Below are 25445 nucleotides of genomic sequence, written 5' to 3' on the forward strand. Positions count from 1 at the left end.
GCAAGTCATAGCTATCCTTGTGCATTCAGCGAGTAAACGTTTTCTCACCAGGAGCACTATGCTGCTGAAAAGCCTTCGCGAGGAAGTTCTGGAAGCCAATCTTGAGCTCGTGCGGCGCGGTCTTGTGCTGTACACCTTCGGTAATGCCAGCGGCATCTCGCGTGACGAGAACCTCGTCGCCATCAAGCCAAGCGGCGTCCCGTACGAGGGCATGACAGCAGCCGATATCGTCATCTCCGACCTCGACGGCAAGGTGGTTGACGGCAAGCTGCGACCTTCATCCGACCTGGCGACACACCTCGAGTTGTACAAGGCTTTTCCCAAGATCGGCGGCGTAACCCACACGCATTCCGAGTTTGCTACGGCCTGGGCGCAATCTGGAAAACCGATTCCCTGCTTCGGAACTACGCACGCGGACTACTTCCATGGACCGGTGCCAGTGACCGACTCAATGTCGGCCGAAGCAATCGAGGGCGAGTACGAGAAAGATACCGGAACAGCCATCATAGAAGCCTTCAGACAGTTGGACTACGAGAGTGTACCGGCAGTCCTGGTGCTGAATCATGGGCCATTCACATGGGGCAAGGATGCAGCTTCCGCGGCATTCAACGCCGTCATTCTGGAGCATGTGGCGCGAGTTGCGTACCGGACGGTAACGCTCAATAGCGAGGCGCCAGCGATTTCAAAAGTACTGCACAATAAGCATTTCTTACGGAAACACGGCAGCAAGGCCTACTACGGCCAAAACAAACATTAAGTATAAGGACGCACTTATGAAGAAGATGACGATGGGCATTATCGTCGGCAATCGCGGATTTTTTCCTGACCACCTGGCGAAGACCGGACGCGAAGAAATGATCGCCGCGGTACAGCAGGCCGGCATGGATGCAGTGGTACTCGACCCTTCGCAGAGCAAGTACGGAGCCGTGGAAACCCACGACGAAGCACACCGCTGCGCCGAGCTTTTCCGTGCAAACGAGGCAAGAATTGATGGCGTCATCGTGACACTGCCGAACTTCGGCGACGAGCGGGCGATTGCGGACACGCTTCGGTTGGCGAATCTGCGGGTTCCCGTGCTGATTCAGGCCACGCCAGACGATCCTTCGAAGATGACGATCGCACACCGCCGTGACAGTTTCTGCGGAAAGATGTCCGCCTGCAACAACCTCCGCCAGTACGGCATTCCGTACACGCTCACGACGCTGCACACCGAGAGCCCTGACTCGGTGGAGTTCAAGACCGATCTCAAGAAGTTCGCTGCCGTGTGCCGCATTACGGGCGGCTTGAGAAATCTTCGTATCGGCAGCATCGGCGCTCGCCCGACGGCATTCAATACGGTTCGTTATAGCGAAAAGATTCTTGAGCGCAACGGAATCTCGGTGGAGACGCTCGACCTGTCCGAGGTCATTGGCCGTATCCAAAGAATGAAAGATACCGACGATCGCGCACAACAGAAGTTGGCATCGATCAAGAATTACGTTGGCACTAGCGGCGTCCCAGCGGAAGCGTTGATGAAGATGGCGAAACTGGGTGCGGTGATCGATGAATGGATGAGGGCGACAGCGGTTTCCGTGTCCGCCGTGCAGTGCTGGACGTCCATGGAGGAGAACCTCGGGGTCGTTCCCTGCACCGTGATGAGCATGATGTCCAATGGCCTGCTCTCCAGCGCGTGCGAGGTGGACGTCTGTGGAGTGCTGGCGATGCACGTTCTGCAACTCGCCTCGGGTACGCCTTCCGCGCTGCTCGACTGGAACAACAACTACGGCAACAATCCCGACAAGGCTGTCTGCTTCCACTGCTCGAACCTGCCCAAACACTTCTTCAACGATGTGAAGATGGACTATCAGGCCATCATCGCCGGTACGGTTGGGATCGAAAACACGTTCGGAACTTGCGTCGGCAAAGTCAAAGCCTCCCCGATGAGCTACGCGCGCTTTTCGACCGACGACACTTCCGGACGCCTTCGCGGCTACGTCGGAGAAGGCCGATTCACGGACGATTCGCTCAACACCTTTGGCGGCGCTGGAGTGGTAGAGATTCCATCGATGCAGGAGCTGCTGCATTACATCTGCGCCAATGGATTCGAACATCACGTTGCGGCCAACATGTCTACCGTTGCATGGGCGGCTTACGAAGCGACCACCAATTATCTGGGCTGGGACATGTATCACCACGAACCGCGGTAAACGAGGACGGGCATGGCAATCGTCGCAGGAGTAGATTTCGGAACGCTAAGTGTTCGGGTGTCGATTGTGGACAGCGAGCGCGGGGTACTCGGAACTGCAGTGGCCAGCTATCCCCTCCACCGAAAACGCGAAGACCCGGAGTATGCAACGCAGTCGCACGAGGACCACATCCGTGCGCTTGCGGAAGCGACTCGTGCGGCAGTGAAGAACGCGGCCGTCAACGGTGACGACGTGAAAGGGATCGCCATCGATACCACAGGTTCCTCGGTTATTCCGGTTGGGAAGGATATGGTCCCGCTCGGCGAATACTACTTGTGGTGTGACCATCGGGCAAAGGGCGAGGCCGCTGAAATCACGGCGGCCGCCCATCGCGAGGGGTTGGAAGCGATCAAGTGGTGCGGCGGTGTGTACTCGTCGGAGTGGGGATTCTCCAAGCTCCTCCATTGGTTGCGAACGAATCCCGACAAGCGCAGCAGTTTCGTGACGGCTTTTGAACATTGCGACTTTGTCGCGGCAACGCTTTGCGGGATCACCGATTCCACAAAGGTAAAACGCAGTGCCTGCGCAATGGGACACAAATGGTTATGGAACGAGTCGCTCGGCGGCCTGCCTCCAGAGAAGTTCCTGGCCGGTGTGGACCCGCTGCTTGCGGGGGTACGCGATAAGTTGCAGGGCGAGTACGCAACGTCCGACAACATTGCCGGAACCCTCTCTCCATTCTGGGCTGACAAACTTGGCCTGAAACCGGGCATTCCGATTCCGGTGGGCGCCTTCGATGCTCACTGGGATGCCATCGGCGCAGGATGCGGCACCGACGACATGGTGAACGTGATCGGCACCTCCACCTGCATCATTGGTATCACGAGGTCGCCGAACCTGGTGCCCGGCGTTTGCGGCGTGGTTCCGGGCAGTGTCCACCCGCAGCGCACAGGTATCGAAGCCGGATTATCGGCCGTGGGAGACATTTTCAATGCGATCGCAGCCCGTGCGGGAACGGACGTGGAAAAACTGTCGAAAGGCCTGGAGAAATACATAGCAGGACAGACTGGGCTTCTCCGCATGACCTGGGATAACGGCGATCGCACGGTGTTGGTGAATCCGAACCTGCGCGGCATTACGCTCGGATGGAATCTGCAGACCACGGCACAGGACGAACTGTTTGCGGCCATTGAGGGCACGGCATTCCACACGCGGGTGATCCTCGACCGCATGGCCGAGAACGGTGTTCACATCAAGCGCGTAATAAATGGCGGAGGCATTCCTCCGAAGAACTCAACATTGAACCGCGTATATGCGAATGTGCTCGGGCGCCCTGTCCTGGTTCCGGAAAAGAGCGTGGTCAGTCTCGGTTCTGCAATCTTTGCCTTCCTCGCCGCGGGAACTTTCAAAGGGGTTGAAGAGGCGCAAAAGGCCCTTTGTCCTCCGCACAAGACGTACATGCCAGATGCGACAGAGCAAGAGGTCTACGAAGACCTATACACCTGCTACCGAAACCTCTATTTTGCGTTCGGTGATCCCAAGTCGGCGAGGATGGGAGATGTTCTTCCCACTCTGATTCGTACTGCCGAATCGGTGAACAACAAGATCAGCGCTCATTGAGGTTTGTTAAACCGATTTGTTGTGGCGCCTGAAACTCGAAGAGCTGCTCAATGAATATCCGAGAAGTCGCGAAGAAAGCGAAAGTCTCGACGGCGACGGTATCACGCACGATCAATCACGTTTCGACAGTTGATCCGCAACTGGCAAAACGCGTGTGGAAAGTGGTGGAACAATTCGGCTTTCATCCCAACGTGCAGGCACGCGCGCTCGTTTCCGGACGAAGCCGGATTGTGGGACTCGTGGTTTCGGAGATCACCAACCCATTCTTCCCTGAAATTGTCCGCGCGTTCGAAGAGATTGCGGTCGATCACAATTACGAGATACTGCTCGGCTCAACCGGCTCCGATTCGAAGAGAACAGAACTGGCGGTGCGTCGCATGATCGAGCGGCGCGTGGATGGCGTTGCGGTCCTGACGTTTGGGATGGAAGAAGACCTGATGGCTCACTTGCGTTACCGGAAGGTGCCGTTGGTCTTCGTAGACGTAGGGCCGCCAGTGAACGGAGTCAGCAACATCAACATCGATTATCAGACCGGCATCCGGCAAGGGGTACAACACCTGGCGGGCCTTGGTCACCGGAGGATCGCATTCATCTCCGGCCCGCTTCGGCTTAAGTCCGCACAGGCACGCAAAAAGGCCTTTGAAACTGCCATACGCGAGAAACAGTTGCGGATTCCGAAAGGGTTTGTCATCGAAGGTGATCATACGCTGGAAGGCGGAATGCGGTGCCTGGCCCGACTGGCAGCTCTGAAATCTCGACCGACGGCGGTCATGTGCTCCAACGACATGACCGCGATCGGAGTCCTTCGTGAAGCTTATGAGTTGGGAATCTCCATTCCCGATCAACTTTCAGTTGTAGGTTTCGATGATATTCACCTTGCGCAGTTTGTGACACCGCCGTTGACCACCATTCAGATGTCACAGACGGCTTTGGCTCGACTTGCGTTCGACGCACTGATGGATGCGCTAAAAGTCGAATGCCCCTCCGAAACGTCACGCAACTACGTACTGACAACAAGCCTGGTACTCCGAAAGTCCACGGCATTAGCTGCACAAGTTCGTGAATCCGGCATTTGCCAGAGTTTGTTCTGAGCTCTTTTCCGGACAGAACTCAGCGAAAGAGTCTGAGATCGATGGCATCTCCCATCATTTTGTATCCGAGGGCGTTGGGGTGTAGATGATCACCCGTATCGGCAGTCGGGAGCAATCGTGCGGGATCTTTCGGATCGCGCAGCGCCGCATCGAAGTCGATGACTGCATCGAATTTTCCGCTGGTTCGGATCCACTTGTTTATGGTCTGCCGGTCCGCTTCGATGTCAGGGGCAAAGTAGAACGATCCGCCAAAGGGCAGAATGGTCGCGCCATACACCCGGATACCTTTTGCGTGGGCGCGAGTTATCATCTGCTCGTAAGCGGCGATGATGTCATCAGCTGTGGCCCATGATTCCTTTCGTTCGCGGGCCCGAATGCGAGTGCCAAGGTCGTTGACTCCTTCGAGAATAATCAGCCACCGAACCGCAGTTTGGGCGAGGACATCACGGTCAAACCGGGCAAGAGCATTCGGGCCAAGGCCATCGTGCAAGAGGCGGTTGCCGCCGATGCCGTGATTCAGTACACCTACGTTACGGGTCTTTTTGTCGCCTTGAAGGCGCCGGGCGAGTTGATCCGTCCACCGATCGTTTCCGTTAGTTGTGGATCCGCGGCCATCGGTGATCGAGTCGCCTAGCGCGACGACTGCACAACAGGCACCGGCATCAAGAACATCTACGCCGTTGATAACGTACCAGCGATCAGCTTTGACCCCATCGGGCATCGCTGCGGCGTCAACGGTCTCACCCTTTTGCAGATAAGAGGTCGTGCGCGATCCGGGATGACTCGTTACCGCCTCTGGCACCTCACCGAAAGCGAGGGTAATGGCGACGTCAGTCAGGGGAGCGAGTCTGAAATCCAGCGAATCTGAAATCAGAAGTGCGCCGGCGGGAATTACGGCACTGCCCTTACCGTTGAAAGTCAGCGGTTTGTCGCTCTGAGGTGTAATAGCTCCGCCTCCAGCGGAAAGTGCCACATGTGCGGCTTTGACGACAAGAGGTGTCCTTCCCACCGCATTCGAGAGTCGCACGCGGATGCGAGCACCGCCTACTGAAGCACGGATCACCTGCCGCAACGTGGAGTCGGTCAGGCCCGGCGGCGGGGGCACATTCTCCGCAATCGCAAGGTACGGAGACGATGCCCATGTGCCCACCCAACGGGCGTCTTCACTGAAACCTGAAGAAGACTTCTGAGCAACTGCCGAGGTCACACAATGCGTACAAAGAAGAAAGATGAAGACCAGTTGAATGTTTCTTTTCAATTTCACGAGTGATCCTCAGTAAGAACAAGATTGAGTGATTGGAATGTCGTCCAAGGGTGGTTCGACGGTACGCCCGTGTAGGAGAGCAAAGAGTTCGCCAAACATCATCTGCCCATATAAGTTCGCGGCCCGAATTATATGAGTGTTTCCAGTCCCTGTCGAGCGTCCGTGTAGACGACAGTTACAGTATGACGCTTCTGACAACGTTCGTCCCAGTAGTACGTTTTTCGAGTTAAGTTGCTGGAATCGATTTCCCTGTGACACACTTCCCTTAATGTCCAAAAAGAAAGCAAGACAGCGGGCGCGTGTCTCCATTGGAGCCGCAAAACCGACGCTGAAGCAACTGGCCGAACGGGTTGGCCTTTCGCAGACCACAGTCTCCCTGGTGATGAATGGCGCCGAAGCGGCAATTGGAATTTCCGCAGACACACGGGAACGGATCCTGGCCGCAGCGCGCGAGATCAACTATCGACCCAGCTTCTTGGCGCGTTCGCTTCGAACCGGACGCAGTTACATGATCGGCGTCATGGTTCCAGCCATTACCGAAGGGTATAACGTCGGAGTGCTGGGGGGCATTGAGGAGCACCTCGTTAAGGCTGGCTACCTGCACATCACGGTAAGCCACCATTTCCGGAGCGAACTCGTTCAGCGATACAGCGCGACTTTCCTGGACCGCTCGGTGGATGGCGTGATCTCCGCTTGCGGTCCCTGGGACACGGAACTTCCTGTGCCGGCGGTGACGATCTCCAGCTACCCGTCGACGAAAAACACACCGTCGGTGATTCTGGATCACCAAGCCGCAGCAGAACTGGGGATGCGGCACCTTTACGACCTTGGGCACCGGAAAATCGCCGTTATGAAGGGCGTTGACTTTGTCCCGGATGCGAAAATTCGGTGGGAAACCATAAAACAGTTCGCATCTACGCTGGGCGTCGCGATATCGCCGAAGCTCGCCATGCCGATTGAAGCGTCTCAGTTTCCGAACACGACGCCGCGGAATGGATACACAGCGACCAAAAAGCTTCTTGCTTCCGGCGAGCCATTCACCGCAATTTTTGCCTTTAACGATGTAAGCGCCATCAGCGCTATGCGTGCATTAAGTGAGGCAGGGCTTCGAGTGCCCGAGGACATCTCCGTGATCGGTTTCGACGATATCGAGAGCGCCGCATACCAGACACTCGGACTTACCACGATTCGTCAGCCGCTTAGGAAAATGGGATCTATCGCCGCCGAGACATTGATCCGACGCATTGAGGCTTCGAAAGCTGAGCTGGAGGGGATTCCAATCAAGATCGTCGTGGCCCCTGAGCTCGTAGTACGCGAGACCAGCGGACCGGCACGAACCGTGAACACCAAACAGCGCTTTCGTCGCGGCTGAATGAGTACTACATTCCGGCCACATTCGCCGACAGGCGCAACAGCATGAGGCCGGAGTTGCTAGTCGGCTCGATTTGGTGCGCCAGTTTACTGTATCGGCTGTTCTTGTAGGCGACTGCCGCTCTCCAGAGCGACGGTGCGAAATCGCCCAGCTTCATCTCCGTTATTTGCGGATAGTCCCACTTCTTCGAGCCATCCGCATATGGAACCAGAAAATCGACCGCCCGGCGGATGCTTCGGCCATCTTCTGTTTCGAAATTCCAGAGGTCTTCCCCCACCAATTCACCGAGTGTCGCCAAGTCAGTGAGGCCGAGAAGGTTCATGCAGCTATAGCTGAAGGCTTTCGTCCGCAGTAATTCCAGCGGTTGCCGTCCGTCGGGTTCCACTTGTGTGGCGATACGCTTCTGCATCGCCTCGTGAAGCACGTTTTTAGCCAGCGATGAATCGCCAATGAACAGCGCGAAAGTTGCTACTTGGACGTCATAATACGTGCCGTGGTTATTTTTCGATTTGGACTCCGCAATCCCAAGCGGATTTTGTCGCAGCCAGGCCAGGAAGTCGCCCAACCATCGCTCCATTCCAGCTTGGTCGGCTGCGGTCCATGCGTGGGAATCTTGCAGCAGCCCTACTGCGTCCACGACCATGGTGAGATTGCGGCTTTCGATAATGCCCGACTTCCCACCCCGGTAACGCCCTGGAATCCCCTGCGCGAAGTTTAGGTTTGGGTTCATGCGCGTGGCGGGATCGAGGAAAAACGTCCGCAGCAGCAACGTCGCGCGATCCGCGTACTTCTGCGAACCCGTCAGCCACCACGCCAGAGCGAGCGCGCGGACCGACGAAACCATCTTGTCCATTTGCTCGTTGTCGCCGATCTTATAGATCTCCGGGTTTCTTTCGCCGTCTCGCCGGATATATGGCAGGCCATCCGGCTTCGCTGAGTCAGGCCACCAGTACGGACCTTGGCTCATATAGTCATGCTTGTCTCCGCTGGGCGGGACGACTTGCTTTTGCATCACCGAGAACTGGCCGGCGCTTAATGCGCGATCTCCGTCCCTTGTGACTTTGAGTGTCAACTGGTCCTTCGCTCCACTTGATTGAGAGTGGGCACGCGCTTCGTTTAGCGCGTTTGCGTCCATCAGAAATACTCGTGGAGATTTCGGGTGTTGCACCGCGACTCGCGCTTGCCGAGGAGCAACTGTCATCGTCATCGCCCACGAGAGAGGCTCTTGCGGACTCAGTTCAAAGTCCTCTCGCTCTATCTCCAGCAATACCGGTACCGCTCCGCGGCTTCCCTTCCCCAGTGGCGAATCTCCTGTGAACCGAATTTCCCTGGATGTGTTCTGGCCCCATCCGGTGAACGCAAAAGTCATTTCGCCTTCCGGACCCGCGAAGTTATAGGTTTCACCGTTCCCAACCCGCACGCAATGTTCGGCACTGCTGGAAACCACCATCCACATGCGTCGTATCTCTATTGGCTTGGAAACGGAGAGGCTTTCTTTTCGAACCAGGGAGGTTCCCTGTAATTCCCAACGAACGTCGGCGACGATGCCAGGGGCTGTTAGTTCCCCAGCCTTGGTTCCGATTACTGCCCATCGCCGCCAGACAGCTCGCAGGGACTTCCCATCTGCTCCCGGTTGGATTTCATCAGCGCCGTCGCTTGCGACAATCGTGCGACCATCCGAAAGTTGGATAAAAGGAGTCATAACCGGCAGGATTTGCTCAACCGGAGGCACGAAGTTCAGCAGGTTGTAAGGGGACGGAAGGTAGTCCGACGTTCCCGGCTTGGTACCCGATGTGATCGGCAGCGCAAACTGAATGCCCGGCTGCCTCACCAGCCAAACCCCGAACTCCCGGTCCCCTCTTCTGAAGTACTCAAAGCGGGCGACGTTCGGTAGAACCACTTGCGTGGAAATAGTCGCAAGCTGCTCTGCCTTCATCGCACGCTGGAAGCTGTACTGCGCTCCCGCCACTTTCCCCAGGAACGCGGATGTCTGCTGCCATTCACGTTCCCGGTTGATGTAGCTGTAGTTGCCACGACCGTAGCCGAATACGTTAAGCACGTGACGTTCCGGTAAGACGTCATGCTTCAGCCATTGCCAGGCTGTGTAATACGCACTGGCCAGTTGCGACATCGGGGCCGGGCGGAATTGCGGGTGTTCACCGAGGAAGGCAACAATCTCCATCGTGTCCATGTAGCTGATCGCACCCAAGCTGCGTCCCCATGGATATCCGTACCCATCGGGCGAAATCAGATCCCACCATGTTTGCATCTGTCGCTTGAGGGTGGGCTCCAGGGCCTTCATTACGTCCTTACGGCCAGCCAGTTCGGCAGCCATATAGACGTAACGAGCGTACTCATTCGAATAGCGATCGAAGCGGCCGGCTGGCAGTCCGTCATCAGAATAAAGATTCCCGCTCACAAACTGTTCCGCTGCGCGATCAATCACGTCGTCAACGAATGCCTTGTCGTTGAGTACTCCCAATTTTTGGTCGAGCGCAACAATCCGAGCGGCAACCCCGAAGTAGTTCTCCGGAAGATTAATCACGCGCCTTGTGTTGCGATCGTAGAAGCGCGACGGATCCAGCAGTGACCTCCACGCCTGTTGCTCTTCAGGCGTAAGCGACTGCCAGACAGCGTTGCTGCTGAGATTGGCACCGAACGATGACAACGCAATCGCGCCGTAGAGTTGCGCGAATGTCTTGCCGCCTTTTCGGGCTTCGATCAGACCGATCTTCCCGATGAACTCTGCTAGATCGCGGCCCGCCAATTTACGCTCACCAGTAAGTGCGTAATACGAACCGAGCGCCCTCGCAAAGGCTCCCCACGAAAACTCGCCCATTGTCAGCGCGCCCATCACGCGATCGGGCGGAGGATCGAGAGTCGTAATATCTGCGACATGCGCCGTCAGTTGTTGTCCCAGAAACCTGGAGACGTCCAGGTTGAATATTTCAGCTTCGATTATCGGAGGATGTTGCTGTGCAACTGCCGACAAGCAAGTAAGAAGGATTGCCGCAATACAACACACCGCACGTCTCATTGTGCCGCCCGCCGTGCGCCTGACTGCCTCTCCAAGTCGAGCAGGGTCTCAAGCAGGTAGTATTGCCCGTAGATGAGCGGAGTATCGCCGGGCCGGGTCGAACTCCCATGGCGCAACACTCCTTCTGGCGTGCTATCTCCCGCTGAGACCGGCGTCAGGTATCGGTTGATTAGCGACTGCACGATCTTTTCCGCCGTCTGGCGGTACTGAGTTGCGAGCTTTGCATCCGAAGTACCCTGGGAGAGCCGTAGCAACCCGCCGGCAGTGACCGCCGCAGCGGACGTGTCGCGATTGCGATAAATAACGCCCTCATCATAGAAGTCGTACCACGGCACGTTGTCCTCCGGCAGTTCTCTCAAAATGTAGGAAGCAATACTCTCCGCTGTCTGCAGGAGACGCGGGTCCTTCGTTTCCTGATAAGCGGCGGCGAATCCATAGAGCGCCCACGCCTGACCGCGAGACCACGACGTATCAGCGGTGAACCCCTGGTGAGTGTGGCGGAAGATGGTTTCCCCGGGCGCCGCATTGTTCTTCCACTTCAGTTCCACCATGGGCGCGCCGCCCCGCAACTGGAACTGCTGTCGATCGTCTCCCGGGTTGTAATGCACCGACTGAAACGTCGAGCCATCCGGACGCACCAATCGCTTCGCCGTTTGGAGCGCATGGTTGATCCCGATGTCCTTCCATTTCTCGTCACCGGTCTGCTTCCACGCCCACCAGAGCAATTGCAGGTTCATCATGGTGTCAACAATGGTGTCGTCGCCGCCGACCGACCAAGCCGCTATAAGCTGCGTCTTCGGGTTGTAAAGCTGCTCCAGCCTTTGTGCGCCGCGCAACGCGCTCTCACGAAACTCGGCGTTCTTAGTGAGTTCAAAAGCCGGAACTGACGAGTAGAAATAGAGGAAACCGGAGTCGTGGTTCTGTTCGAGTTCCTTGCCCATCAGCGCGCGGGTCCATAGCTCGCCCCACTGCCGGTATTTTTCGTCATGCGTTTTCTCATACATCTTCCACAGTTCGCCAGTCCAGAAACTTCCAGTCCAGAAAAATCCATTCTGCTTCTGCCATTTACCGGTCTGGTTGTTGCCTTCGGTGAAGAAGCCGTCGCCCTTGTTCGTCGCTATTGTGTCACTGCCTTTCAGGACGGGCTCCCACTGGGCAGCAGTACGATCGATTTCTTTCTGAAGCAGCGATATCGCCTGCGCGTACGTTCTTTGATTTTTGGATTTCAGGGTGTCGGGCGGAGCTGACTGTGCCTCAGCCTTCGACGACAGCACTGTTGCGGTGACTGGCGAACTCAGCCGGACAGCGGTGTCTTTCATGAATTGGAGAAATTCTTCCCTGGAAGCAATCCGCGGTCCGTCGCGCTGAACGTACCGACGTATGTCATCAGGGCTCCCGACAGATACTCGATCTTCCGTTCCCTCCTGGTCCCAGGCAGCCATCACGTACCATGCGGCATGTCCCTGCTTCACTGAAAATGAAATCAGGTGATTATCGGCATCCTGGGCCGTCTTGGCGTCACGTTCGAGAAGGACAATCCCTAATCCGAGTTGCGTTCCGGTCAGAGCTTCCGTGGCCGTCGCGCCTGGCATCAGCACCTGTTCGCCATAAGTAGCCACCCAGATGGGACCAGAGGTCGCCGATGAGCGGTACTCCGGGACGTTCTTTTTCAGTGGCAATCCAGTCGCAAAAACCAGGCCGTCCCCGCCCTTCGCATCGAGGTTGTGATAGAACCCACGTTCATTCGCCCACTGCGTGATTCGCGAACGCAACGTGAGTTTTCGGCCAGCCACATTCCAGTTCGTGTAGACAATGTCCACGATTGCGCGCACCGGTCCCGTGGACACTATCCGGTAATTGCGGCTGCCAACGTCCGCCACCTTGATGAGTTTTCCATCTACCCATGCTCCGACTGCACCAATACCGAGAGCGTTGCCGATTTTGTATATGTCTCGGCCGTAAGGCGAAACCGAGTGGTAGTCGTACTCGGGCGTGGCCAGGTTGCGCAGTAACAAGGAGTGTCGTTGTTTCCCGTACAGGTCGATCGCGTTGCGTGGGTCGAAGTAAAGCCGCCAGCCATTGTATTCCGATTCCCACCCTATACCCTCGATCTTCGTGGCAAGAAGAGCATGAGTCCGGTCGGGATATTCGCTTCGCAAACGGCAAATCCGATTGGCCTCGCCATAAGTGACAGTTACGATGCGCGTCTGTTTCGGTTTCAGGTCGATCTGAAACGCCAATTCATCGGCCTTATTGTCACCGTCAATGTCGTCCACCTGCGACGGGATTTCCGTCGCCTGCAGAATCGCACTGTCCTCCTCGATCGATGTGGCATCGGTTGCAGTGACAAGCAACTGTCCCGCATTCAGGTCGGGAGCGACTCTTCGCAGTTCCGTGAGCGGGATAACCATGTTCTCGTGGGGTCGAGCCATGTCCGTCGAGTTCGTGATGGACAACTTCACCCCTCGCAGATGTGGGGTCGCCCACGCCGAAGCTGTTGTAAGAATTATGAGGATCGCAGTACGGAAAGCAGCGCTCATGCTGGTCACCTTTGCAAGTCAGCGAAAGGAATAGCAACGTTCGAAAAGAGGCGCTGGTGCAAAGTACGCCCGCGGACGCACCAGCGCCGTTCCCTTACAGGTAATCGAGTCTGCAAGGTGTAAACACATCAATGACGACGGACGGTTCCAGCGCCGCAGCCTGGTGTTCCACTCCACCACGTACGACGAAGCTTTCGCCTGTCCTGACTTCGAAGTTCTGTTCGCCGCAACTGACCTTCAGATGACCCTGCACGATATACACAACTTGATCATGCGGATGACTGTGTCGTGCTCCAACCCAGCCTTTCTCCATCCGATGTTCGGCGAGAAACAGCTTGTCGTTGTGCGCGCCGACGCGCCTCGTGAGACCCGGTTCAGGATTCGTGCTCGTGATCTGCTTCTGATAAACAACCCCCACGTCGGGGAATCCTCGTTCTGGCTTCTGCATGTCTCCTCGCGGACGATCAGAGACTGACCGTCGTTCTCTTCAACTCAGTAATTCGTTCCATTCACCTGGCGAGCCAACCGCCATCGACCACCAGCACGTGTCCATTCACATAGTCGCTGGCGGAAGAGGCAAGAAAGACGGCAGCACCGCCAAGGTCTTCCGGCGTACCCCAACGACCCGTGGGAATACGATCCACGATTTGCTGGTTCCGAATCGGATCGGCTCTCAACGGTGCAGTATTGTCCGTTGCCATGTAACCGGGTGCAATGGCGTTCACGTTGATTCCCCTGGGTGCCCATTCATTTGCTAATGCCTTCGTTAACTGCGCGACGGCGCCTTTGGCCGCAGCATAGGAAGGAACGAACACGCCGCCCTGAAAAGCCAGCAAAGAGGCGATGTTGATGATCTTTCCATGCCCCTGTTGCAGCATGTGTCGGCCGGCTATTTGGCATAGACGAAAAACGGCATTCAGATTTACTTCGATTACGTCGTACCAGTCCTCTTCGGAGAACTCCGACGCGGGAGCGCGCCGGATGATTCCCGCATTGTTGACGAGGATATCCAGCGAGCCGAACTTCTCGACTGTGAACGACACAAGTTCTTCGCACACTTTTGGCTCTGAAATATCCCCGGAGAATTGTTCCGAGGTGGATCCCGCCGCTTCGATCGCGGAACGGACCTCGTTGGCTCCGCGGTTATCACGACCATGCAGCACGATATTGGCGCCGGCCTGTGCCAGCGCGATTGCAATGCCCGCTCCTAAACCGGTCTGTGAACCTGTCACGAGCGCCGTTTTTGCGGTGAGCTTAAAAGAATCCAGAATTATTGCGCTTTCGAGCTGATGTTTACTCACTCTTTGCGGTCTCCATTGTGGTAAAGGCTCAAACGTTTTTTCCCGAACCGAATCGGCCTATTTCGCCCTACCCTTTTCCAAACCGCTGCCGCCCTGATCGAATCCGGGTTGAACGTTTACCACCCCGAATTTACGGTCTTCCACTTCCTTATGCGCGGCCATGGCCCAAATGAAGCAGATCTTATGTCCTGGCACAGACACGTTGGGGTGATAACCACTGGGCATGAGAACGGCATCACCCTCGCGCACGGGAACCACCAGTTCCGGATACTCAGTGTCGTGGTAGACAAGTTGCAACCCAAAGGCAGGCGCAGGCATGTTGAAATACACGTACATCTCTTCCAACATCGACGCGTGTTCGTGCGGGGGCCAGCTCGTCCAGTTTCCCGGGTCCGAATACGTCCACCCGAAAACTATCCTTCCAGCCTGCACATTCTTTGCACACGACATATGAAGGTGCCGTGCCGCACCGGTTCCTACCCCGGCGTCGAACTTAAGCCCAGGATCTTTGCTCATTTCGGCGTAATTCACATATTGCAGCGGATACGCGTTATCCACTGGCGCCGAGAATTCTGCGATATCCACCTCGCTCGTCGTTTCTACTGAAATCTGCGATCCGCGCGGAATGTAGATCGCGTCATATTGCCCCATTTTGATAGTCTCGCCAGCCGCCTTGACCTGAGCTGCGCCGGAGAGGACGAGGAAGCCCGTTTCCTCAAGGCTGTTTGCGAATGCGACCGATCGCACTTCCTTGTTCAACCGAATACGGCCGTAACTCAGATGCCTGTTGGTGCTGTTCTTCGGCGTCACGGATATGTGTCGTCCGACTTGGGCATCTGTATGACGAAAGATCATTTTCTCGGCAACCAAGGGTGCAGCAATAGACATAATGGCAACTCCCACATAGTAAAATTCACGGCTCCTCCGACAGGTTTATCTTCGGAGCCGTATTAATAGTTAGTACGTCAAACGCAAGCCAAACTGCATCTTGCGCATCGGTGCAGCAGAGGAGATAACGCCAAATGTTGTTGAAGTTGCGCCCGAGGGAACGCTGGCTCCCGGAGTACCCAGGCTTACCATGTTGAATGCATTCGTGCCTTCCGCACGGAACTTGAGCGTAAACCGCTCCGTCAGGCGGAAATCGCGCGAGATAGCCAGGTCAATCACCCTGAAGCCGGGTCCATCGAGTAAATTGCGTGGCGCGCTGCCGTCGGTCGCAACACCAGTAACAATCTTGTTCTGCTTGAACGCCGCGGTATTGAACCACATGTCGGCGGTCGGATTATCGAGATACGGATCGCCGACGAGTTGCGCGCGATCATTCGTATTGCCGTCGAGATTGGCATCGACGTTGCCATTCGTCACCGTAAACGGAACTCCGCTGCGCAGTTTTACGATCGGCGATATTGACCAGCCATTCAACACGTGCTTCCAGAGCGCACTGCCGCCGTTGTAATAGTCCGGCTGGTAGTTCAGCGCGAGCGAGAACGTATGGCGTTGATCAGTGTCAGCCCGACCGCGGTCCTCTGCCAGATTGCTGTAATTCTGCGCAAGCCCCTGCGTGGTGTTGTTATGCAATTGGACCGTGCTCAACGTTTTGCTCCATACGTAGTATCCGTTGAAGGCCAGGTGACGGTTCATCCGCATCGTCGCCGTCCACTGCATCGCGTGATAGGAAGCATTCTGGTCGGAGTCCAACAACAGCACTGCTCCGAACAGCGGATTGGGACGCCGCGACAGAACGTTAGCTCCCGAGTTGGTAGCAGTCGGCGTCAACGCCGGGTAGTTTACGTCGCGACCGAACGGCAGTCTGTGACTGAGTGTTCCGACATAAGCGCCAGTCACGCTGATCGCGCTCGTCACCTGCTGCTGAACCGAGAAATTCAACTGATACGAGTACGGCCACTGGAAGTCTTTCGACACGCCAAAGATTCCACCGCCATTCACAAACGTGCCTTGGTAAGGAAACGGATTGCCGCCGACGTAATTATGGTAAGGATCCCGAAGGGTTGCACCCAGCGGATTTCCACTCGCATCCGTCTTGGTGTTCGCGTTACTGAACGTTAGGCGGATAGAGTAGGGCTGGAAGTTGGTCATCGTGTTCCATTCATTCCCCGACACACTTCCGAAGAAAAGGCCTGCTGCCGCACGAATCGAAGTTTTCCCGTCTCCCCAAGGATCGTATGCAAAACCAATACGCGGAGACACATGATGCCACCGCATAGGAACCACACCACGCTCGACGCCCGGGTCGCCGTAGAAGAGCTGCCCGACAGGCGCGAGGCTATTTACAGTCGACTTCTGACCCGCAACATAAGTCGTCGCACGGTCCTGAGGATCCGTAGGGGGTGTCTGTATATCCCACCGTAACCCAAGATTCAGAGTCAGGCGCGGCGCGATGCGGAAATCGTCCTGCGCAAACAAAGCGGTGTACCAGCTGTTGGTGTATCCAGTGACCGGCGCATCTTGCGTAAGTGAACTGGGTATTCCCAGTAGAAAGTCCGCCAGCGCGTTCTTGGTCACCGCGTTGCTGAACGTGAACGTCCCGTAATTGTTAAGTAGCGTCTGCTGGATATCCTTGTTCAGCGATAGCTCACCGCCAAACTTGAAGGCGTGACGCCCTTTGCTCCAGCTAAAGACGTCGCGCAGTGAGTAGAAGTTCGTGCCTGCGACAGGCCCGCCAATGGAGTTCGTCAGGTTGAAGTAGCCGCTCACATTGATCTGCGGCAGTGACGGTGTGCCCTGTATGGCGAACGTAGAGCCCAGGTCGCCGAGAGAAGTTTGGGGAATGTTCAGGCGTCCACCGAAGTTGCGCGTGTAGGTTACCCATGCCTGGTTAACACGAGTGTTGCCGATCACCCACGTATCACTGATATTGATATTGTGTTGCCGCCACTCGAACTGCTGCTGTCCCCACGGCAGGTTACCGCTGCCTGCTCTCACCGTGTTCACACCCGAGGTCTCGAAGTAGCTGCCACTTAACCGATGGCTGTTGCTCAACTGATGATCGAGTTTGATCAGGAACTCATTGGTGTCGTACGGGCTCGGTACATACCCTTGCCACTTGCTCCCTGCCAGGTTTGATAAGGGAATGTAATCGGTGATAATCCTCATCGCCACCGGGTCCAGCCGACCCGGGCAGATCACACCGCTAACACCGTTACATACGAAAGTGGCCCCCGTCGCGGGGTCGGTGGGCTTCGTCTTCGACTGAGAGAAATCGCCTGTCCGTTCCAATGCGGTGGGTACAACTGCACCGTTCAGGAACGTGCTGGTTGTCTGGCGCAGTCCCGAGTAGGAGAAGAAGAAGAAAGTCTTGTCCTTGATGATCGGGCCGCCGATCGTGGCGCCGAACTGGTTGCGATGGAAACTCGGTTTCTCCAACTTCGATGCCCAATCGTTGGCGTTGAACATCGTGTTGCGGACGAACTCAAAAAAAGAACCGTGGAACTTATTCGTTCCGGTCTTCGTCAGTACGTTGATGATGCCACTCGCAAAACGTCCATATTCCGCACTGTAACTGTTGGTTTGAACGCGAAACTCTTGGATTGCGTCGGGGTTCGGCAGAATATTGCCCGTGTTACGAAGGCCGGTCATATTGACGCCGCCATCCAGAAAATAGTTCACCGATCCCGTGCCGCCGTCCGTACCGCCGTTAATCAACGTGCGCTGTTCGGGATAACCGAGCACCAGCGAACTAGTTCCGGACGATGCCGTTGCCACGCCGTTGTTATTCGATTGCACCCCCGGCGTAAGGTCCAGCAGCGTGTACACGTTGCGATCGACAAGAGGCAGACTGGAAATTTCCTGCGACTCGATCGTGCGGCCGATCTCGGCTGTTGTCGTGTTGATCAGCGGCGTCGCCTCCATCACCGTGATCACTTCGTTTGTGACTCCGACTGCCAGCTTCACATCGATGCGTGCAATCTGGTTCACAGTGAGCACAATGCCCTGCTGCTGGTAAGTCTTGAATCCGGAAGAAGTAGCTTCCAATTGATAGTTGCCGACTGGAAGAAACTCGACACGGTACGAGCCGTCAGCGTCGGTTTTTACGTTTCGCACCAGGTTCGTATCTGTATTGGTAATCGTTACAGTGGCCCCCGCGACGGCGGCGCCGGTGTTGTCAGTCACGGTGCCGACGACAGTGGTTGTGGTGTTCTGCGCCAAGGCACCAGCGGCAAGCAACACGCAAACGATGCCTGTGATCAGGCTGCGAATCTGGGAAGCGAAAATTCGAGGGAACCGGACAGCGCTCATGAATCATCTCCTAATCAGGCCCTCAGGATCAGGCCCTCAGGGGCTGCGATGGATGCGGGCGCTTCGTACCACGATGCGAGACGCGGTTTCGATTTCATTTTGGTTGCAAGAAAAACTTGGCTCATTGCCAAGTGCTCAACTGCAATCCAGAACTGCGTCTTCGCTTTGCTTCTCGGCAGTCCTAACGGGCTGCTTTCGCTAAACCTAAACTCATCTCCCTCGGCGCATACCCGAACTCACGGGATAGCGTCGCGGAAGCCTTGCACACAAACTCTGCGAGCATCGGCACCTTTGCAAGCGTGATCCGGAATGATGGCGCGGACACGCTGAGTGCGGCGATCGGATAGCCGAAGTGATCCATGACCGGTGCCGCTACGCAGCGAACGCCTTCCTCATGTTCTTCATCGTCGATGGCATACCCGCGCTGACGGCAGATCTTCAGGTCCGACTTCAATTCAGCCGGTGTGACCAGAGTCTTTGGAGTGAACCGTGGTAATCCGTGCTTTCGGATAATGGCGTCCACTTCGCGCTCCGGCATCCACGCCATAATTGCCTTTCCGACGCCCGTACAATGGGCGGGATTGCGCCGGCCTATGCTCGACGACAGTCTCACGCTGCGGGCCGGCTCCAGTTTGTCGAGGTACAACACCTCGCCCTGGTCCATGACGCACAAATGGCCAGTTTCTTCCGTGTCGTATACGAGCTTTTCCAGGTGGATGCGACCGCGATCCCGAATGTCGAACCGCGCCACCGCAATGCTTCCAAGTTCAAAGAGCCTCAACCCCAGGCGGTAGTGCCCGGTTTCAGGGTGCTTCTCGACGATTCTCTCGCGCTCCAGTGTCATTACAATCCGATGCACTGTGCTTTTATGCAGGTGAACCATGGCCGCGATGTCGGCCAGGCTTAGATCGTCATGCTTGCTGGCTAATGCGTTCAGGATTGCCAGTGAACGATCGAGGACTTGTACCCGGTAAGGATCGTCTCGTTTCGAAACGCTTTTCTTTTTGGTCTCAACCACGCGCCCCGCATTCTAGGTGAATTGCAGATGAAGTCAACAGGAAAATGCAACGGTGTTTCACAATACGAGACGACTTACTCCATAAAGAAAATGCTCCGCGTCGAAATGGGGGTTCCCAACGCGGAGCACTTACTCTTGCCCGAAGCTTACTGCCAGCCTCCGCCAAGTGCCCGATACAACTGGACGATAGTGACCAGCTCGTTGCGGCGCAACTGTGCCAGCCGGAGTTCCGCGTCGAACAGATCACGGTCGGCATCCAACGCATTCAGCAGCGTGTCCACGCCACCGCGATACCGCACATACGACAACCGCGACCTATCCTGCAACGTTCCGACCAGCGCTTCCTGACGACCGCGCACGTCACGAACCTTCTCGTACTGGATCAGCGAATCCGACACCTCGCGGAATGCCGTTTGGATCGTCCGCTCATACTGCACGAGCGCCAACTTCTGCTGGGCTTCCGCGAACTTCACGTTGGAGCGTAGGCGTCCTCCCGTAAAGATTGGCTGCGCCACCTGCGGAGTGAACTGCCAGGTCTTATTCGCCCCGGTAAACAGGCTCGAAAGTTGATTGCTCTGGAATCCGAGCAAACCCGTCAGGCTGATCTGCGGAAAATACGCAGCACGGGCTACGCCGATCAGCGCGTTGGAGGAAATCAGGTTTTGCTCCGCTGCACGGATGTCGGGCCTGCGCGCAAGTAGGTCTGACGGCAATCCCGCCGGCAGAGATGGTGGTTGTTCCTGTTGGGTCAGTGCCAGCGTTCGCTTTACAGGGCCGGGACTTTCACCCGTCAGCAGGCGTAGCAGGTTTTCCGTCTGGGCGATGTTCTGCTCTATCTCCGGAATGGCCTCGCCTGCAACCTGCACCAGTTGCTCAGCCTGGCGAACGTCGAGAGTAGAAGCCACACCCACTTTCTCGCGACTCCTGATAAGTTCCAGCGAGTTCTCGCGGCTTGCCAGCGTACGCTTCGCGATTTCCAATTCCGAATCCAGTTCCAGCAATTGGAAGTACGCAGTAGCGACATCCGCAACAAGCGTCGTCACCACGGCCTTTTGTGTCTCTTCCGTGGAGAGCAACTGTGCTCTCGCTGCTTCTGTGGCCATCCGCAGACGGCCCCAGACGTCCAATTCGAACGACAGTAAGTTCAGTCCCACGGATCCAAAAGTCCGTGTTGTGTCTGCGTTCTGTGGAACCGTGAACGAGCCATTTCGTGAAAACCGCTGGGTTGTCACGCCGGCACTGCCGTACACCGTCGGCAATTGATCGGCCCGGGTGATGCCGAGTTGCGCTCGCGCAGCTTCCACGCGAGCCACGGCCTCGCGGAGGTCGTAGTTACTTACCAGTGCCTTGCGAACCAGTTCCTGCAGTTGTGGATCCTTGAAAACCTGGAACCACTTCTCGTCCGCAAGCGACGCAGCATCGCTTGCTCCCGCCGGAGCGGAACGGAACTCCGGCGGTGTAGCGACCTGCGGACGCTGGTATCTCTTTCCGACGGTGCAGCCCGCAAGCAGCACGAGGACAAGAACAAGTGAGCTGAGATGAGCGATTTTCCGAATCATGCAACCACCTCCAGGGCGGTTTCTTCTTCATCGCTCTGCACAACCTCGTGAACACGATTGCGCGCAACGACCATGTAGATCGAAGGCACCACGAACAGCGTGAATACCGTACCGATGATCATTCCGCTCACCAACATGATGCCGATGCTGTTGCGAGCGCCTGCTCCCGGTCCCGTTGCCAGGATGAGCGGGAAATGGCCTACCACCGTTGCAGCCGTCGTCATCAGAATCGGACGCAACCGCGTTCCGGCCGCTTCTATGACCGCACTAAGTTTTTCGTGTCCGGCCTCCTGCAGTTCATTGGCGAACTGCACGATGAGGATGCCGTTCTTTGATACCAAGCCGACCAGCGTAATTAGTCCAACCTGGCTGTAGATGTTGAGCGTGGTGAATCCCAGGAACGAGAACATCAACGCACCCGAGATCGCCAGTGGAACTGACCCAGCAAGAATGATGAACGGATCGCGGAAGCTCTCGAATTGCGCCGCCAGCACCAGGTAAATCAGGATGCCAGACAGGAGGAACGTTCCAAGGAACTTGCTCCCTTCCACGCGCAGCTGCCTCGACTCACCGGCATAATCCACCGTAAAGCCGTTGGGCATGATCTTCTTTGCTTCCGTCTCCAGGAACGTAAGCGCCTGATCCAGCGACACGTTCGGCGGAATCACGCCTTGAATCCTCACCGCATTGAGCTGCTGGAACTTTTTCAGTTCACGCGGCTCAGTCGTGGTGCGCAGAGTTGCGAACGTTGACAGAGGCACCAGCTTGCCACCGCTGCCACTGACATAAATTTGCTCGAGCTGATCGGGCGTCAGGCGCTCCACTCTCTTAGCCTGAGGGATCACCTTGTAGCTCCGTCCCTGAATACTGAAACGGTTCACGTAATTGCCGCCCATCAGTGCTGAGAGATCGCGTCCCGCCTGGCTGAGATCGACCCCCTGCGAGCGAACCTTGTCACGATCGAAGACAACTTCCGTCTGCGGCTGATCGAATTTCAGATCCGCATCGGCGAAGATGAACATGCCGCTCGCGAACGCCTTCTGTACGAGTTGGTTCGCTAGATCGACAAGTTCCTTCGGTTCGGCCGACGAGGCAATCACGAAGTCCACCGGGAAATCGCCGCCACCGGGTAGCGGTGCGGGCGTAAGTGGAATTACGCGGATGCCGGGAATCTGTGACAGAGGCCCGGTGGAAGCCACCAGTAGTTCCTGCGTGTTTCTCTTGCGCTCGCTCCAGGGCTTCGTCACCATGCCGCCAAATCCGCCACTTGGTGAGGTGATTTGGAAGATGCTGCCCGCCTCTGGAAATGAGTGATACACGTCATACACCTTCTGCGTGAACAGCTTCGTCTGGTCGAGCGTGGCATTGGGCGCCGCTTGGATCACTCCGAATACAACACCCTGATCCTCCGCAGGAGCCAGTTCCTTCATCGAGAACATGTAGAACGGGACTGCCAGTAACAGCACGATGGCCCAGACAGTGATCACCACTGGACGGTAGTGAAGCGTTCCCGTCAGCCTGCGCTCGTAGCCGCGACGAACCTTCTCGAAGTTCCGGTTGATCCATCCTGCGAAACCGCGGTCCGTATCACCGGCTTTGAGCAGCCTCGAACTCATCATCGGCGACAGAGTCAGCGCCACGACGCCTGAAACCGTTACTGCACCAGCCAGCGTGAACGCGAATTCCCGGAACAACGCACCCGTAAGTCCGCCCTGCACACCCACCGGCGTGTAAACGGCAGCGAGCGTAATCGTCATCGCAATGATCGGACCGACCAGCTCGCGGGCCGCATCGATAGCGGCTCGCATTGGCGTTTTGCCATGATGCAGGTGACGCTCGACGTTTTCGACTACGACAATCGCGTCGTCCACCACCAATCCCACGGCCAGAACGATTGCCAGCAGCGTCAGCAGGTTGATGGTGAATCCCGCAACCAGCATGAGGAATACCGCACCGACCAACGAAATTGGAATCGCCACAATTGGGATCAGCACCGACCGCACCGAACCCAGGAACAGGAAGATCACGATGATCACGATGATCAGCGTCTCCGACAACGTGCTCAGCACTTCGTGGATCGCATCCTGGATGTAAGCCGTCGAGTCATAGGGAATACCGAGCTTCATCCCGGCGGGCAGTTGTGACCGCAGTTCTGGAACTGCTTCGCGAACCTTCTGAATTACTTCCAGCGAGTTCGCGGTCGGCAAAACCCAGATGCCCATAAACGTGGCGGTCTCGCCGTTGAAGCGGACATCCTCGTCATAGTTCTCGGCGCCCAGCACCACATCCGCGACATCGCCCAACCGCACGATCGTGCCCTTCTCTTCCTTCACGACCATGTTCCGGAACTCTTCCGGCGAACGGAGATCCGTATTCGCGACGAGGTTCACCGACACCATCGAACCCTTGGTGCGGCCCAATGCAGACAGGTAGTTATTCTTCGCCAAGGTGTCCTGCACCATCGACGGAGAAATACCCAGCGCTGTCATCTTGTCGGGCTTCAACCAGATTCGCATCGCAAAGGTCCGGTTACCCAGAATGTCAGCTCGCTGAACTCCATTGATGGCGCTCAACTTCGGCTGAACCACACGCGTAAGATAGTCGGTGATCTGGTTCTGATCCAGGTCCGCCGAAGAGAAGCCAAGGTACATCGCTGCAAACTGCTGGTCGGCAGTTTCCAACTCGATGATTGGCGCCTCCGCTTCCGGCGGAAGGTCGTTGCGCACTTGCGCTACCTTCGCCTGGATCTGCGTCAGCGCTGCATTCGTGTCGTAGTTCAGCTTCAGGTGAACCGTGATCGTGCTAGCACCCTGGGCACTCGACGACTCCATGTAATCGATGCCGTCGGCGCTGGCAATCACGCGCTCCAACGGAGTCGTAATGAATCCGCGTACCAGGTCAGCGTTCGCTCCCACATAGACTGTGGTCACTTTCACAACTGCGATATCGCTACGCGGATACTGCCGGACGCTCAGTGAGCGGATCGATTGCAGGCCGGCAATCAAGATCACCAGGCTCACCACAACCGAAAGAACAGGCCGCTTAATAAATAGATCCGTAAACTTCATAACTCCTCAGTTGTCTTCCGGCTTAGGGTCCGGACTGTTCGAAGGTTGAACCGAGTTGTTGACCGTGATCGGTGCGCCATTGCGGAGGCGGAACGTGCCCGAGGTGACGATCTCTTCTCCTGGCTTGATGCCGGATAGAACTGCTACTTGATCACCACGCGCAGGGCCAACCTTCACGAATTGTTGCTTCACTCCGCGATACTGCTTCCCGTTCGGGTCTTTCAGGTCCGAGATAACGAAGATTGAATCTCCGAATGGCGCATAATTGATTGCCGACGCCGGAACCGTCATGATCGACTGCGCAGCGCCCGTCTGCAATTCCGCCTCGACGAACATGCCCGGTCGCAGAGTACCCTTCGGGTTCGAAACCGTGACCTGAACATTGACGTTTCGCGTGGCTTCATCGATGACGGAATCAATCGCGCTTACCCGCCCTTGAAGCTTCAGTCCCGGTATGTCGCTCGCCGTCAGATGCACCGTTTGGCCTACTTTCACGCTCAAGGCATTCTGTTGGGGCACGCCAAAGTTCACGTAAATCGGGTTGAGTGACTGAAGTGGCACAATCGGGCTTCCCGGAGACAGATACTGTCCGAGGTTTACCTGTCGGATGCCGAGCGCTCCGCTGAACGGAGCACGCACGGTTTTGCGTTCAATCGTCGCGCGGATCTCGCCGACTTTGGCTTCGGTCGAACTCTTCTCTGCTTCCGCCTGGTCATAGTCAGCGCGGGCGATTGCTCCTTGCTCGACCAGCGTCTTCATACGGTTGTAGTTCAACCGCGCAAGATCGCGCTGCGCTTCGGCCGCCGCAAGTTGCGCGCGTTCCTGGCGAGTATCGAGTTGCACCAGGACATCGCCGGCCTGCACTACTTTTCCGGACTGAAAGGTGATCTTGTCCACGATGCCGGGCAGGTCAGCACTCACCGTCACACCTTGTACTGGCACGACCGTGCCGACCGACTTCATCGACGACGACCAGTTGTCGTTCTTCACCACGATCGTGGTCACAGCGGTTGGTGGCGGCGTGAAGCTCATCTGCTTCATGGCCGCCTGCACCTGCTGAAATTTCGCGAATGCCAAGCCCCCTATAACAATGAGAGCGATACCTAACGTTAGAAATATCTTCTTTGCCATCTTTCACCCCTGAACTTCTCTC

General features: G+C 56.5%; 16 protein-coding genes. 5 read left to right on the top strand and 11 right to left on the bottom strand.

What is annotated here, in order from left to right; genetic code table 11:
* The first annotated feature begins 58 nt into the window (after nucleotides 1-58).
* The 4 genes from araD to VN577_10955 are packed head-to-tail and all read left to right on the top strand — an operon-like array spanning nucleotide 59 to nucleotide 4876.
* A complete protein-coding gene (gene araD / locus VN577_10940; protein HWR15339.1) occupies nucleotides 59-757 on the top strand; it encodes an L-ribulose-5-phosphate 4-epimerase AraD in 699 nt (232 codons plus the stop codon).
* A gap of 16 nt (nucleotides 758-773) precedes the next feature.
* Nucleotides 774-2186: an L-fucose/L-arabinose isomerase family protein gene (locus VN577_10945; GenBank protein ID HWR15340.1), complete on the top strand. Its 1413-nt coding sequence runs from the start codon at nucleotides 774-776 to the stop codon at nucleotides 2184-2186.
* Nucleotides 2187-2198: 12 nt separating this feature from the next.
* The gene (locus VN577_10950) at nucleotides 2199-3785 is read left to right on the top strand and encodes a ribulokinase (GenBank protein ID HWR15341.1); all 1587 of its coding nucleotides are present in this window, start codon (nucleotides 2199-2201) and stop codon (nucleotides 3783-3785) included.
* Between the two features lie 50 nt (nucleotides 3786-3835).
* Entirely contained in the window at nucleotides 3836-4876 is a 1041-nt protein-coding gene (locus VN577_10955) for a LacI family DNA-binding transcriptional regulator (GenBank protein ID HWR15342.1), read from the top strand.
* 19 nt (nucleotides 4877-4895) lie between these two features.
* Here the strand turns inward: VN577_10955 and VN577_10960 are convergent, their stop codons facing one another.
* Nucleotides 4896-6140 carry an SGNH/GDSL hydrolase family protein gene (locus tag VN577_10960; GenBank protein HWR15343.1) on the bottom strand — a complete coding sequence of 415 codons (1245 nt, stop codon included), beginning with the start codon at nucleotides 6138-6140 and terminating at the stop codon, nucleotides 4896-4898.
* Between the two features lie 268 nt (nucleotides 6141-6408).
* On the opposite strand from VN577_10960, the gene VN577_10965 reads away from it, so the two are divergent.
* A complete protein-coding gene (locus tag VN577_10965) occupies nucleotides 6409-7512 on the top strand; it encodes a LacI family DNA-binding transcriptional regulator (protein ID HWR15344.1) in 1104 nt (367 codons plus the stop codon).
* Nucleotides 7513-7519: 7 nt separating this feature from the next.
* On the opposite strand, the gene VN577_10970 is transcribed toward VN577_10965, so the two are convergent.
* From VN577_10970 to VN577_11015, 10 genes are all read right to left on the bottom strand, one after another.
* Complete coding sequence (locus tag VN577_10970) at nucleotides 7520-10504, bottom strand: alginate lyase family protein (GenBank protein ID HWR15345.1); 2985 nt, start codon at nucleotides 10502-10504, stop codon at nucleotides 7520-7522.
* A 41-nt stretch (nucleotides 10505-10545) separates the two neighbouring features.
* Nucleotides 10546-13089 (bottom strand): DUF4861 family protein, encoded by a 2544-nt coding sequence (locus tag VN577_10975; protein HWR15346.1) that lies wholly within the window; start codon nucleotides 13087-13089, stop codon nucleotides 10546-10548.
* A 94-nt stretch (nucleotides 13090-13183) separates the two neighbouring features.
* A complete protein-coding gene (locus tag VN577_10980; GenBank protein ID HWR15347.1) occupies nucleotides 13184-13537 on the bottom strand; it encodes a cupin domain-containing protein in 354 nt (117 codons plus the stop codon).
* Nucleotides 13538-13598: 61 nt separating this feature from the next.
* Nucleotides 13599-14390 (bottom strand): 2-dehydro-3-deoxy-D-gluconate 5-dehydrogenase KduD, encoded by a 792-nt coding sequence (gene kduD / locus VN577_10985; GenBank protein HWR15348.1) that lies wholly within the window; start codon nucleotides 14388-14390, stop codon nucleotides 13599-13601.
* A 57-nt stretch (nucleotides 14391-14447) separates the two neighbouring features.
* Nucleotides 14448-15278: a 5-deoxy-glucuronate isomerase gene (locus VN577_10990; protein HWR15349.1), complete on the bottom strand. Its 831-nt coding sequence runs from the start codon at nucleotides 15276-15278 to the stop codon at nucleotides 14448-14450.
* Between the two features lie 69 nt (nucleotides 15279-15347).
* Entirely contained in the window at nucleotides 15348-18647 is a 3300-nt protein-coding gene (locus tag VN577_10995) for a carboxypeptidase regulatory-like domain-containing protein (protein ID HWR15350.1), read from the bottom strand.
* Nucleotides 18648-18828: 181 nt separating this feature from the next.
* Nucleotides 18829-19665, bottom strand: a complete 837-nt coding sequence (locus tag VN577_11000) for an IclR family transcriptional regulator (protein HWR15351.1) — start codon at nucleotides 19663-19665, stop codon at nucleotides 18829-18831.
* A 146-nt stretch (nucleotides 19666-19811) separates the two neighbouring features.
* Nucleotides 19812-21224, bottom strand: coding sequence for an efflux transporter outer membrane subunit (locus VN577_11005; GenBank protein ID HWR15352.1), 1413 nt, complete (start codon nucleotides 21222-21224; stop codon nucleotides 19812-19814).
* On the bottom strand, nucleotides 21221-24292 hold the full coding sequence (locus tag VN577_11010) for an efflux RND transporter permease subunit (GenBank protein ID HWR15353.1): 3072 nt from the start codon (nucleotides 24290-24292) through the stop codon (nucleotides 21221-21223). Before VN577_11010 ends, VN577_11005 begins: the two co-directional genes overlap by 4 nt.
* Before the next feature lie 6 nt (nucleotides 24293-24298).
* Nucleotides 24299-25423, bottom strand: a complete 1125-nt coding sequence (locus VN577_11015) for an efflux RND transporter periplasmic adaptor subunit (protein HWR15354.1) — start codon at nucleotides 25421-25423, stop codon at nucleotides 24299-24301.
* Nucleotides 25424-25445 lie beyond the last annotated feature (22 nt).

The sequence above is a fragment of the Terriglobales bacterium genome (assembly GCA_035561515.1).
GTDB lineage: Bacteria > Acidobacteriota > Terriglobia > Terriglobales > Acidobacteriaceae > DATMXP01.